At 75.0% G+C, this 12,619-nt stretch carries 11 protein-coding genes; 6 read left to right on the forward strand and 5 right to left on the reverse strand.

Annotation, left to right across the window (positions count from 1 at the left end; translation table 11 throughout):
- Nucleotides 1-52 precede the first annotated feature (52 nt).
- The gene (locus tag ACI782_RS13755) at nucleotides 53-526 is read right to left on the reverse strand and encodes an Lrp/AsnC family transcriptional regulator (protein ID WP_456910057.1); all 474 of its coding nucleotides are present in this window, start codon (nucleotides 524-526) and stop codon (nucleotides 53-55) included.
- 215 nt (nucleotides 527-741) lie between these two features.
- Here ACI782_RS13755 and pdhA point away from each other — a divergent pair, with 215 nt between their 5' ends.
- The 5 genes from pdhA (at nucleotide 742) to ACI782_RS13780 (ending at nucleotide 6,184) form a co-directional block, all read left to right on the forward strand.
- Nucleotides 742-1,881: a pyruvate dehydrogenase (acetyl-transferring) E1 component subunit alpha gene (gene pdhA / locus ACI782_RS13760; protein WP_456910059.1), complete on the forward strand. Its 1,140-nt coding sequence runs from the start codon at nucleotides 742-744 to the stop codon at nucleotides 1,879-1,881.
- Nucleotides 1,878-2,858: an alpha-ketoacid dehydrogenase subunit beta gene (locus ACI782_RS13765; RefSeq protein ID WP_456910061.1), complete on the forward strand. Its 981-nt coding sequence runs from the start codon at nucleotides 1,878-1,880 to the stop codon at nucleotides 2,856-2,858. The genes pdhA and ACI782_RS13765 overlap by 4 nt, the downstream gene beginning before the upstream one ends.
- Nucleotides 2,859-2,861: 3 nt before the next feature.
- The gene (locus tag ACI782_RS13770; RefSeq protein ID WP_456910063.1) at nucleotides 2,862-4,379 is read left to right on the forward strand and encodes a dihydrolipoamide acetyltransferase family protein; all 1,518 of its coding nucleotides are present in this window, start codon (nucleotides 2,862-2,864) and stop codon (nucleotides 4,377-4,379) included.
- A 91-nt stretch (nucleotides 4,380-4,470) separates the two neighbouring features.
- A complete protein-coding gene (locus tag ACI782_RS13775; RefSeq protein WP_456910065.1) occupies nucleotides 4,471-5,637 on the forward strand; it encodes an AGE family epimerase/isomerase in 1,167 nt (388 codons plus the stop codon).
- 79 nt (nucleotides 5,638-5,716) lie between these two features.
- The gene (locus ACI782_RS13780) at nucleotides 5,717-6,184 is read left to right on the forward strand and encodes an SRPBCC family protein (protein WP_456910067.1); all 468 of its coding nucleotides are present in this window, start codon (nucleotides 5,717-5,719) and stop codon (nucleotides 6,182-6,184) included.
- A gap of 115 nt (nucleotides 6,185-6,299) precedes the next feature.
- On the opposite strand, the gene ACI782_RS13785 is transcribed toward ACI782_RS13780, so the two are convergent.
- The 4 genes from ACI782_RS13785 to ACI782_RS13800 are packed head-to-tail and all read right to left on the reverse strand — an operon-like array spanning nucleotide 6,300 to nucleotide 10,602.
- Complete coding sequence (locus ACI782_RS13785; protein WP_456910069.1) at nucleotides 6,300-6,560, reverse strand: HPr family phosphocarrier protein; 261 nt, start codon at nucleotides 6,558-6,560, stop codon at nucleotides 6,300-6,302.
- Between the two features lie 51 nt (nucleotides 6,561-6,611).
- The gene (locus ACI782_RS13790) at nucleotides 6,612-8,732 is read right to left on the reverse strand and encodes a PTS fructose transporter subunit IIABC (protein ID WP_456910071.1); all 2,121 of its coding nucleotides are present in this window, start codon (nucleotides 8,730-8,732) and stop codon (nucleotides 6,612-6,614) included.
- A gap of 20 nt (nucleotides 8,733-8,752) precedes the next feature.
- Nucleotides 8,753-9,838 (reverse strand): 1-phosphofructokinase family hexose kinase, encoded by a 1,086-nt coding sequence (locus ACI782_RS13795; protein WP_456910073.1) that lies wholly within the window; start codon nucleotides 9,836-9,838, stop codon nucleotides 8,753-8,755.
- Entirely contained in the window at nucleotides 9,835-10,602 is a 768-nt protein-coding gene (locus ACI782_RS13800) for a DeoR/GlpR family DNA-binding transcription regulator (protein WP_456910075.1), read from the reverse strand. Before ACI782_RS13800 ends, ACI782_RS13795 begins: the two co-directional genes overlap by 4 nt.
- Before the next feature lie 153 nt (nucleotides 10,603-10,755).
- On the opposite strand from ACI782_RS13800, the gene ACI782_RS13805 reads away from it, so the two are divergent.
- Entirely contained in the window at nucleotides 10,756-12,468 is a 1,713-nt protein-coding gene (locus ACI782_RS13805) for a phosphoenolpyruvate--protein phosphotransferase (RefSeq protein ID WP_456910077.1), read from the forward strand.
- Nucleotides 12,469-12,619 lie beyond the last annotated feature (151 nt).

Below are 12,619 nucleotides of genomic sequence, written 5' to 3' on the forward strand. Positions count from 1 at the left end.
CGGCCACGGCGCGCGTCCGGCGGTCACGGGCGCGCGATCGTGAGGCGGCGGCTCACTCCGTGCCGGCGGCGCGGTCGAGCAGCGGGGCCATCCGGTGGTCGACCAGCCGGCGCAGGGCCAGGGCGGTGTCGGTCCGCTGGACCCCGGGGATCGTCAGCACGTGCTCGGTGATCCGCCAGAGGTCGTCGGCGTCGGTGGCCACCACGCGGACCAGCAGGTCGGCGACGCCGGACAGCGCGGTGACCTCGAGGACCTCGGGGATCTGCGCCAACGCCTGGCCGACGTCGGCCAGGCTGCGCTGGACGACCTGCACGGTCACGTACGCCCCCAGCCGGTAGCCGAGCGCCTCCGGGTGCACCCGCGCGTCGAACGGGGCCAGCGCCCCGCTGCCCTCCAGCCGGGCCAGCCGTGCCTGCACGGTGTTGCGCGCCAGTCCGAGTCGCTGCGACAGCGCCATGACCGTGGCGCGCGGGTCCTCGGTCAGGGCCTGCAGCAGGCGGGCGTCGGTGGCGTCGAGGGCCGGCACGTTGCTCAGTCTGTCATGCGTGGACGTGCGAGTACCGAGCAATCTGCGCACCAGGTGGGATCACTCTTGCGCACAACGGTGGAGCGGTGATCTTCTCGCCAGGGCCCGGGTCGTGCCACGATGTGTGAGTGGCGCCACACCCCGGCGCCGCGAGACGTCCAGCACCGCCAGCGCCGGCGACCCCGGCTGCTGCGGCCGACGGCGAGGAGATGCCCGTGAGCCTGTCGAGCGCGGCCACCGAGGTGGTCGACCCGGTACCCGGGGCCGGGGCGCCCCACCTGCCCCAGCAGCCGGACCTCGTGCAGCTGCTGACCCCCGAGGGTGAGCGGGTCGAGCACCCCGAGTACTCGATCGACGTCAGCGACGAGGAGCTCCGCGGCCTGTACCGCGACCTGGTGCTGGTCCGCCGGTGGGACGTCGAGGCGACCGCCCTGCAGCGCCAGGGCGAGCTGGGCATCTGGGCCTCCCTGCTCGGCCAGGAGGCCGCCCAGATCGGCGCCGGCCGCGCGCTGCACCCCGACGACATGGCGTTCCCGACCTACCGGGAGCACGGGGTGGCGTGGACCCGCGGGATCGACCCGCTGCACGTCATCAGCCTGTTCCGCGGCGTCGACAACGGCGGCTGGGACCCCGTCGCCACCCACTTCAACCTCTACACCGTCGTCATCGGGGCGCAGTGCCTGCACGCGACCGGCTACGCGATGGGCCTGCAACGCGACGGCGCGGAGGCCGCCGCGCTGGCCTTCCTCGGCGACGGCGCGACCAGCCAGGGCGAGGTCAACGAGGCGATGATCTGGGCGGCCAGCTTCTCCGCCCCGGTCGTCTTCTTCTGCCAGAACAACCAGTACGCGATCAGCGTCCCGCTGGAGCGCCAGTCGCGGGTGCCGCTCTACCAGCGGGCCGCCGGCTTCGGTTTCCCCGGCGTCCGGGTCGACGGCAACGACGTCCTCGCCGTCCTGGCTGTGACCCGGGCGGCGCTGGCCGCCGCCCGGGACGGGCAGGGGCCGACGTTCATCGAGGCGTTCACCTACCGGATGGGCGCGCACACCACCTCCGACGACCCGACGCGCTACCGCCTCGCCAGCGAGTTGGAGGAGTGGAAGCTGCGTGACCCCATCGCCCGGCTCAAGGCGTACCTGTCCCGCAGCGGCGTCGCCGACCACGACTTCTTCGACGCCGTCGAGGCCGAGGCCGACGACCTGGCCAAGCGGATCCGCAGCGGCACGGTGGAGATGCCCGACCCGCCGGGGACGGCGATGTTCGACCAGGTCTACGCCGAGCAGACCCCGCCGCTGGCCGCCCAGCGAGCCGAGTTCGAGGCCTACCAGGCGAGCTTCGAGGGAGCGGCGGAGTGAGCGCCCAGACCCTGACCATCGGCAAGGCGCTCAACCTCGGCCTGCGCCGGGCCATGGAGGACGACGCCAAGGTCGTGCTCATGGGGGAGGACATCGGCCGGCTCGGCGGGGTCTTCCGGATCACCGACGGCCTGCAGAAGGACTTCGGCGAGGACCGCGTCGTCGACACCCCGCTGGCCGAGGCCGGCATCCTCGGCACCGCCGTCGGCCTGGCCATGCGCGGCTACCGGCCGGTCTGCGAGATCCAGTTCGACGGGTTCGTCTTCCCCGCCTACAACCAGATCGTCACCCAGGTCGCCAAGATCCACGCCCGCTCCCGCGGCAAGCTGGCGATGCCGATCGTCATCCGCATCCCCTTCGGCGGTGGCATCGGCGCGGTCGAGCACCACAGCGAGAGCCCCGAGGCCTACTTCGGGCACACCCCGGGCCTGAAGGTCGTGGCCGTGAGCAACCCGGTGGACGCCTACTGGGGCATCCAGCAGGCCATCGCCCACCCCGACCCGATCGTCTTCCTCGAGCCCAAGCGCCGGTACTGGGAGAAGGCCGAGGTGGACACCGACGCGACGCCGGGTCCGCTGTTCGCCTCCCGGGTCGTCCGCGGCGGGGACGACGTCACCGTCTGCGCGTACGGCCCGATGGTGAAGACGGCGCTGCAGGCGGCCGAGGCGGCCGAGGAGGAGGGCCGCTCGCTCGAGGTGGTCGACCTGCGCACGCTCAGCCCGCTCGACCTCGACCCGGTCTTCGACTCGGTGCGGCGCACCGGCCGCTGCGTCGTCGTCCACGAGGCGCCGGTGACCCTCGGCCTCGGCGCGGAGATCGCCGCACGCGTCACCGAGACCTGCTTCCACTCGCTGGAGGCGCCGGTGCTGCGGGTCGGGGGCTACGACACCCCGTACCCGCCGTCGAAGCTCGAGGAGGAGTACCTCCCCGACCTCGACCGGGTGCTCGACGCCGTCGACCGCGCGATGGGGTTCTGAGCCATGGCGCTGCGTCAGTTCAAGCTGCCGGACGTCGGTGAGGGGCTCACCGAGGGCGAGATCCTGCAGTGGCTGGTCGCCGTCGGTGACACGGTCACGATCAACCAGCCCCTGTGCGAGGTGGAGACGGCCAAGGCCGCCGTCGAGCTGCCCTCGCCGTACGCGGGCACGGTCACCGAGCTGCTGCACGAGGCCGGGACGACGGTCGACGTCGGCACGCCGATCATCACCATCGACACCGGCGGGGACGCCGGACCGGCCCCGGCGCCGGCCGCGGACCAGCCGGCCGCAGACGAGACCGCCGCGAACGAGACCGCCGCGGACCAGCCCGCCGCCGGGCTCATCGGCGGCGCGGCCCCCGGCGGGCGCACCGCGGTGCTGGTCGGCTACGGGCCGCGCACCACCGAGGCCCGCCGGCGGCCGCGGCGCGCCGTCCACCACCACGCGGCGCCGACGCCGCTGGCCGGGTCCGCCGACGACGGCTCCCGGACGACGCCGCTGCTGACCACCGCGCCCGACGCCCGCACCAAGCCGGTCCGGCACGGCGGGCTGGAGGTCGGCCGGGCCGCCGAGGCGCACGCCGCGGTGGAGGAGGCGGCGACCGCGCGGGGAGCCGCGCCCGGGCACGGCCGGCCGCGGCCCCTGGCCAAGCCGCCGGTGCGCAAGCTGGCCAAGGACCTCGGGGTCGACCTGACCACGCTGAGCGGCAGCGGCGACGGCGGGGTCATCACCCGCGCCGACGTCCAGGCCGCCGCGGCGGGCGTGACGCCCGCGCAGGAGGCGGCCGCCGCCCTCCAGGGGGCGTTCGACACCGGCACGGCGGGCCCGGCGCAGCGGATCCCGATCAAGGGCGTGCGCAAGCACACCGCCGCCGCGATGGTGGCCAGCGCCTTCACCGCACCGCACGTCACGGAGTTCCTCACCGTCGACGTCACCCGGATGATGAAGCTGCGCACCCGGCTGGCGGCGCGGCCGGAGTTCGCCGGGGTCAAGGTCAGCCCGCTGCTGTTCGTCGCCAAGGCGCTGCTGCTCGCCGCGCGGCGGCACCCGATGGTCAACAGCTCGTGGGACGAGGCGGCGCAGGAGATCGTCGTCCACGGGCAGGTGAACCTCGGCATCGCCGCGGCGACGCCGCGCGGCCTGGTCGTCCCGAACGTCAAGGACGCCGGCCGGCTCTCCCTGACCGAGCTGGCGGCGGCGCTGGCCGAGCTGACCGAGACCGCGCGGGCCGGTCGCACCGCGCCCGCGGACATGAGCGGCGGCACGATCACGATCACCAACGTCGGGGTGTTCGGCGTCGACACCGGGACGCCGATCCTCAACCCCGGCGAGTCGGCGATCCTGGCCTTCGGCGCCGTCCGGGAGATGCCGTGGGTGCACAAGGGCAGGGTCCGGCCCCGGCAGGTGACCCAGCTGGCGCTCTCGTTCGACCACCGCATCATCGACGGGGAGCTGGGCAGCCGGTTCCTCGCCGACGTCGGGGCGCTGCTCTCCGACCCCGGCACCGCGCTGGCGTTCTGACCGTCGCCCCTCCGCGATCATGGCGCCGTGACCACCGTTCCGACCCTGGAACTGGTCACCGCGCCATGATCGTCGCGGCAAGAGGGGAGTCATGACCGACCTCCAGCGGCTGCTCGACCACGCCGAGCGGTCGGCCGTGCCGGGCGGCTTCGGCTACCTCGGCAGCGACGGCGCGGTCCTCGCCGACCGGCCGCTGGAGACCTGGATCGTCGCGCGGATGACGCACGTCTTCGGGCTGGCCTCCCTGCTGGGCCGGCCCGGGGCGGCGGACCTGGTCGGGCACGGCGTCCGGGCGCTGACCGGCGGGCCGCTGCGCGACACCGAGCACGGGGGCTGGTTCGCCGCGACCGACGACGACGCCAAGTCGGCCTACGTGCACGCCTTCGTCGTCCTGTCCGGGGCGACGGCGACCGCAGCCGGGGACCCCGGCGGGTCGGCGCTGCTCGACGACGCCCTCGACGTCTGGCAGACCCGCTTCTGGGACGACGCCGCGGGGCTCGCGTTCGAGGAGTGGGACGCCGCCTGGACGACGCTGTCGGACTACCGCGGAGCCAACGCCAACATGCACGGCGTCGAGGCCTCGCTGGCCGCCGCCGACGCCCTCGGCGACGACCCCCGGGCGGCCCGGCTGCGGCAGCAGGCGCTGCGCAGCACCGAGCGCGTCGTCCACGGCTGGGCGCGGGAGCGGGACTGGCGGCTGCCGGAGCACTTCACCCCCGACTGGACGCCGCTGCCCGAGCACAACCGCGACGAGCCGGCGCACCCCTTCCGCCCCTACGGCGTGACGGTCGGGCACCAGTTCGAGTGGGCCCGGCTGTGCCTGCACCTGCGCGCGGCGCTTCCGGACGCCCCGGGGTGGCTCCTCGACGACGCGGTCGGGCTGTTCGACGCCGCCGCCGGCCGCGGCTGGGCCGCCGACGGGCACGACGGGTTCCCGTACACGCTGGACTGGGACGACCGGCCGGTGGTGGCGCAGCGGATGCACTGGGTGCTGTGCGAGGCGATCGCCGCCGCGGCCGTGCTGGCCGAGGTCACCGGCGAGCCGCGCTACCGGGAGCTGGCCGGCCGCTGGCGGGCGCACGGCGAGGACCGGTTCGCCGACCCGGCCACCGGTAGCTGGCGCCACGAGCTGACGCCGACCGGCGAGGTGGCCGCGGGCACGTGGGCCGGGCAGCCCGACGCCTACCACCTGGCCCAGCTGCTGTTGCTCTCCGAGGGCCGGCCGGTGCGGGGGAGCGTGGCGGCGACCCTGCGCTGAGGCGGGTTCCGGACGTGTCCGGTCTGGCTCCCGGGGGTAGGTCGTGCACCGACCACGATCCCGAGCAGAGGAGCAGACAGTGGCCAGCGTGCAGGAATCCGTCGACGTCGACGTCCCGATCCGGGTCGCCTACGACCAGTGGACCCAGTTCGAGTCCTTTCCGCAGTTCATGGGCGGGGTGGAGCGGATCACGCAGATCGATGACACGCACACCCACTGGGTCACCAACATCGACGGCGTGAAGCGGGAGTTCGACACCGAGATCACCGAGCAGCACCCCGAGGAGCGGGTCGCCTGGGCCAGCACCAGCGGCGAGGCCAAGCACGCCGGTGTGGTCACCTTCCACCGGCTCGACGACGCCAAGACGCGGGTGATGATCCAGATCGACTGGGAGCCCGAGGGCCTGGTGGAGAAGGCCGGCGCGGCCCTGGGCTTCGACGACCGGCAGGTCAAGGCCGACGCCCAGCGGTTCAAGGAGTTCATCGAGAGCCGCGGCACCGAGACCGGTGGGTGGCGCGGGGACGTCTCCCGCCCCGACCAGTCGTAGGAGGACGCCCTCGCAGGTCCCGCTGCCCCACCCGGCAGCGGGGTCGAGCGAACGAGACGGCGCCCGCCCCCTTCTGCAGGGGACGGGCGCCGTCGTCTGTGGGGAGGGGCCGCCGTTACTCGGCGTCGAGGTCCTGGGCGACCAGACCGGCGATCTGCTCGACCACGGCCGGGTCGTCACTGGTGACGACGACCTCCATGCCCTGCTTGGCCCCGAGCGTCATGATCATCAGCGGCGATCCGGCGTCCACCGGGTTGCCGCCCGCGGTGGCCAGTGTCACCGGGACGCCGGCCTTGCCGACGGCCTCGGCGATCAGGGCCGCCGGGCGGGCGTGCAGCCCGACGCGGGAACCGACGGCGACGACTTGACTGGGCATGGGGTCTCTCCCTTGCTCGGGGTTTCGGTGTCGGGGTTACAGCCTGGCGGCTCAGGCGCGAGCCGGCTGGGTGGCGGGGGCGACGGTGTGTGCGTGCTCGAGGTCGACGGCGTCCTCCGGCGCCTCCTCGGCGTCCGACCTGCCGAAGCTCTTGGCGATCGTCACGGCCACGGCCCCGACGATCGTGCCCACGGCCAGGGCGAGGAGGAACACCAGGAAGTTGCTGATCGCGAAGAACACGAAGATGCCGCCGTGCGGGGCGCGCAGCTCCACGCCGCTCGCCGCGATGATCGCACCCGTCGTGGCACCGCCCAGCATCATCGAGGGGATGACCCGCAGCGGGTCGGCCGCGGCGAACGGGATCGCGCCCTCGGAGATGAACGACAGGCCCAGCAGCCAGGCCGCCTTGCCGTTGTCGCGCTCGGCCGGGGTGTAGAGCTTCGGGCGGATCGCCGTGCTCAGCGCCATCGCCAGCGGGGGCACCATGCCGGCGGCCATGACCGTGGCCATGATGACGAGCGAGCCGCTGGTCTGCGAGGCCAGCCCCGCGGTGGCGAACAGGTAGGCCGCCTTGTTGACCGGGCCACCCAGGTCGAAGCACATCATCAGGCCGAGGATGACGCCGAGCAGGGCCGCCGAGGTGCCGGTCAGGCTGTTGAGCCAGTTGCCCAGCCCCTCGAGCGCGGCGGCCAGCGGGCGGCCGAGCACCGCGACCATGATCCCGCTGGAGATCAGCGTCGCGAGCAGCGGGATGATCACCACCGGCTGCAGGCCGCGGACGCCGGTCGGCAGCTTCCACTTGCTGATCCACAGGGCCACCAGGCCGGCGAGGATGCCGCCCACCAGGCCGCCGATGAAGCCGGCGCCGACGGTGAGGGACACCGCGCCGATGACGAAGCCGGGCGCGATGCCCGGGCGGTCGGCGATCGCGTAGGCGATGTACCCGGCCAGCGCCGGGACCAGGAAGCCGAACGCCGCCTGGCCGAGGACGGTGCAGATGGCCCCGAGGTAGCCCCAGAAGCCGTCGTTGAGGCCCTCGAGCGGCGGTGCGGAGGGCAGGTTGAAGAACGTGTTGTTGAGGACCCAGTTCAGCGCGTAGCTGTCGCCCGCGGCCGAGGCGGGGTCTGGGTTGACGATCTGGTAGCCGCCGAAGAGGAAGCCCAGTGCGATCAGCAGACCACCCGCGGCGACGAACGGGATCATGTAGCTGACGCCGGTGAGCAGCCAGCGGCGGATCTCCGCGCCGGTGCTCGGCTTGCCGGCCGCCGCGGCGCCGGCGTCCGCGCCGGCCGCGGCACCCCCGGGCACCCGGCGGGCGTTCGGGTCGTCGGCGGCGGCCAGCGCCTCGCGGATCATGACCTCGGGCTCGTTGATCGCCCGCTTGGTGCCGGACTGCACGACCGGCTTGCCGGCGAACCGGTCGCGGTCCTTCACGCCGACGTCGACGGCGAAGATGACCGCGTCGGCGCCGCGGATCACGTCCGATGCGAGCGGCGTCGAACCCGAGGAGCCCTGCGTCTCCACGTGGACGTCGACCCCGGCGGCCTGGCCCGCGGCGGTGAGCTTGTCGGCGGCCATGTAGGTGTGCGCGATGCCGGTCGGGCAGGCGCTGACCACCACGACGGAGCGCCGGCCCGCGGCGGCGGCCGCCGGGGCGCTCGCCGCCGGGGCAGCCGCGGGTGCGGCAGCGGGCGCGGCGGGAGCGGCGGCGGGCGCGGGCTCGGGGGAGACGACCTCGTCCACCAACCGGACGATCTCGGCGTCGGAGTCGGCGGCCCGCAGCGAGGCGACGAACTCCGGCCGCACCAGGGCCCGGGCCAGCGCGGTGAGCAGGGTGAGGTGGTCGGCGTCCCCGTGCGCCGGGGCGGCGATGAGGAAGACCAGGTCCGCGGGGCCGTCCGGGGCCCCGAAGTCGACCTTCGGGTCCAGCCGGGCGAACGCCAGGGACGCCTCGGTCACCGCTTCGGACCGGCAGTGCGGGATGGCGATCCCGCCGGGCAGGCCGGTGGGGGCCTGGGCCTCGCGGGCCAGGGCGTCCTCGGCGAGCCCGTCGGTGCTGGTGGCCCGGCCGGTGCCGGCGACCAGCGCGGCCAGCCGGCGGACGACCGAGCTCTTGTCGGACCCCAGGTCGGCGTCGAGAGCGACCAGGTCGGGAGTGATGAGGGCGGGCATGGCTTACCTCTCGGGAGGCCTCAGCGGACGTCGCGGCCGGCGGCCGGGACGGTGGTGCTGCTCGGTGCGGTGGTGCTGGCGGGCGGTGCGGTGGAGCCGGCGGTGCGGGTGGGGGAGACGGGCCCGGTGGTGACCTCGGCCGCGAGCCTGCTCGCCTGCTCCGGCGTCGGGACGGCGGAGCCCGGCAGGGACGCGCTGGCGGCGCCGTAGGCGACGGCACTGCGCAGCCGCTCGGCCGGCGCCGCGCCGGCGAGGTCGGCCAGGACGAGGCCGGCGAGGCTGCAGTCGCCGGCGCCCACGGTGCTGCGGACGGTGATCGGCGGCGGGGTCGCCGACCACACGCCCTCGGCGCCGGAGAGCAGCGCGCCGTCGGCGCCGAGGGTCAGCAGCACCTCGGCCACGCCGCGCTCGTGCAGCGTGGCGACGGCGGCCAGCAGCGCGTCGCGGTCGGCGGTCAGCTCCGCCTCCGGCACGCCGGCGAGCTGCGCGAGCTCCTCGGAGTTGGGCTTGAGCACGTCCGGAGCGGCATCCGGGCCGGCCGCGAGCAGCGCGAGCAGCGGCGCCTCGGACGTGTCGACGGCGATCCGCGCGCCGGTGTCCCGCAGCGAGCGGACCAGCTCGGCGTACCAGTCGACGGGGGTGCCCGGCGGCAGGGAACCGGAGAGCACCACCCAGCGGGCCCCCTCGGCGTGCCGGTGCAGCGCCGCGATCAGGGCGGCGCGGGTGTCGGCGTCGAGGGAGGCGCCGGGCTCGTTGAGCTTGGTCGTGGTGCCGTCGGGCTCGGCCAGGGTGTAGTTGGTGCGCACCGTCGCGTCGACGGGCACCGTGGCCATCGGCAGGGCGATCCGGTGCAGGGCGCCCACGATCGGGTCGTCGTCCCCGGCGGGGAGCACGGTGACGACGTCCCCACCGGCGGCGGCGATCGCGCGGGCGACGTTGACCCCCTTGCCGCCGGGCTCGGTGGAGCTCGGCGCGAGACGGGCCACGCTGCCGCGCTGCAGCGGGCCGGGGAGCGAGAGCGTGCGGTCCAGGCTCGGGTTGGCGGTGAGGGTCACCACGCGGCCGGCGGCTCCGCCCCCGGCCGGCCCCGCGAGCTCGGCGCTCATGCGATCACGACCTCGACGCCGGCGTCCTCGAGCCGGGCGACGTCGGCGGGGTCGGCGTCGGCGTCGGTGACCAGGACGTCGACGTCGGCCGGGGCGGCGAAGCGCACCAGGTGCTCGCGCCCGAGCTTGCTGCTGTCGGCGAGCACGACGACCTTCTGGCCGGCTCGCATCATGGCGCGCTTCACGGCGGCCTCCGCGTCGTCGGGGGTGGTGAACCCGTGGTCGGGGGTGACGCCGTTGGCGCCGAGGAAGGCGACCTCCACCCGGAGGTCGGCGAGCGTGGTCAGGACCGGGGACCCGACGGCGCACTGGGTGATGCCGCGGACCCGCCCGCCCAGCACGTGCAGGTCGATGCCGGGCGCGCCGGCGAGCCGGGCGGCGATCGGCACGGACGTGGTGGCGACGAACAGGCGGCGGTCGCCCGGCAGGAGGTCGGCGAGGGCGGCGGTCGAGCTGCCGCCGTCGAGCAGCAGGCTCCCGTCGGCCCCCGGGACCAGGTCCAGCGCAGCGGCGGCCATCTTCCGCTTCTGCTCGCTGCGCGTGCCGTGCCGCTCGCCGAGTGCCGTCTCCACGTACGCGAGCGCGCCGGCGGGCACGGCGCCGCCGTGCACCCGGCGGACCGTGCCGGCCCGCTCGAGGACGGCCAGGTCGCGCCGCACGGTCTCGGTGGTGACGCCGAACTGCTCGGCCAGGGCGGTCACGGACACCCGCCCCCGGTCGGTCACCAGCCCGGCGATCGCGTGCTGTCGCTCCTCGGGATACACGGGCGCACCTCCCTTCCATGCCCGATCGTGTGGGTTTCGCGTTGTGTTGGTGTTGTTCTACGTCCGATACGTTGACAAGTCAACACTTTTTCGTGACTCTGGTCACCGACGGCGTCGCACTCCTCTCACCCCAGACCCGAGGCGAGGTACCCCATGTCCACCACCGCACCCGGAACCGCCGCCCTGCCGCAGACCGGTGGGCCCGTGGTCCTGCCCGGCACCCCGGTCGTCCCCGGCGTGGTCCTCGGCCCGGTGGTCCGCCCGTCCGGCGCGGTGCTGCTGCCCGCCGACGAGGGGGCCGTCGTCCCTGAGGACCGTCGCCCGGGCGAGAAGGAGCGCTTCGTCGCGGCGGCGGGCGCCGTGGCCGACCGGCTCACCGAGCGGGCCGCCGGCGCCACCGGCGTGAGCGCGGAGGTGCTGGCCACCACCGCGGGGCTGGCCCGCGACCGCGGCCTGCTCTCGGCCGTGGAGCAGCGGATCGACGCCGGCACCCCGGCCGCCGTCGCCACCGTGCAGGCCGCCCAGCAGTTCGTCGACCTGTTCACCTCGCTGGGCGGGCTGATGGCCGAGCGGGTCACCGACGTCCGCGACATCCGCGACCGGATCGTCGCCGACCTGACCGGGCAGGGGGAGCCCGGCGTGCCCCGGCCCGAGGTGCCGTCGGTCCTGCTGGCCGAGGACCTCGCCCCCGCCGACACCGCCGGCCTCGACCCGGCCCGGGTGATCGGCCTGGCCACCCGGCTGGGCGGGACCACCAGCCACACCGCGATCATCGCCCGCCAGCTCGGGCTGCCCTGCGTCGTCGCCGTGGGCGGTCTGGACGACGTCCCGGTGGGCGCCACGGTGCTGCTCGACGGCGAGCGCGGCACCGTCACCGTCGACCCCGACCTCGACGAGGCGAACGCCCGCGTGGAGAGCTCCCGCGCGGCCGCCGCGGCACTGGCCGGCTACCGCGGGCCGGGGCGCACGAAGGACGGCGTCGAGGTGAAGGTCCTGGCCAACGTGCAGGACGGCGCGGGGGCGCGGGCCGCGGCGGCCAAGTACGCCGAGGGGGTCGGGTTGCTGCGCACCGAGCTGGCCTTCCTCAGCCGGGCCGAGGAGCCCTCGGTGGAGGAGCAGGCCGCGGGCTACGCCGAGGTGTTCGAGGCCTTCCCGGGACGGCGGGTCGTCGTCCGCACGCTGGACGCCGGCTCGGACAAGCCGCTGGCCTTCGCGACGATGCCCGACGAGGAGAACCCGGCGCTCGGCGTCCGCGGCCTGCGGGTCGCCCGCCGGGACCCCGGCCTGCTGGAGCGGCAGCTGGACGCCATCGCGGAGGCCGCCCGGCGGACCGGGGAGCAGCCGTGGGTGATGGCGCCGATGGTGGCGACCGTCCCCGAGGCCGCGGAGTTCGGCCAGCTGGTGCGCGACCGCGGCCTGGTCCCCGGGGTGATGATCGAGGTGCCCTCCGCGGCGCTGCACGCCGACAGGCTGCTCGGGCACGTCGACTTCCTGTCGATCGGCACCAACGACCTGTCGCAGTACACCCTCGCCGCCGACCGGCTCTCCGCCGACCTCGCCGACCTCACCGACCCGTGGCAGCCGGCCCTGCTCGCCCTGGTGCGGGTCACCGCCGAGGCCGGCCTCCGGGCGGGCAAGCCGGTCGGCGTCTGCGGCGAGGCTGCGGCCGACCCGCTGCTGGCCTGCGTGCTCGTGGGCCTGGGGGTGACCTCGCTGTCCTGCGCCGCGTCGTCCGTCGCCGGCGTGGGGGCGCGGCTGGCCACGGTGGACAACGACGGCTGCCGGCGGGCCGCCGAGGCCGCCCTGGCCGCGGACGACCCGCGCGGCGCCCGCGAGGCGGTGCGGACGGTCCTCGGGGTCGAGTGAGACGAGCCGGATGAGGCGGAACTCACCCCCGCGGGTGACTGATCGTCGCCGTGTCGGCCTTCCCGCCTGTCTTCCTTCGGAATAATTGGGTCTGCACCTGCATTGCTACGGGTGCCCCCTCGAAGAGACCGGAAGAAGGCAACGACGATGA

It is taken from the genome of Geodermatophilus sp. SYSU D00703, assembly GCF_054050155.1.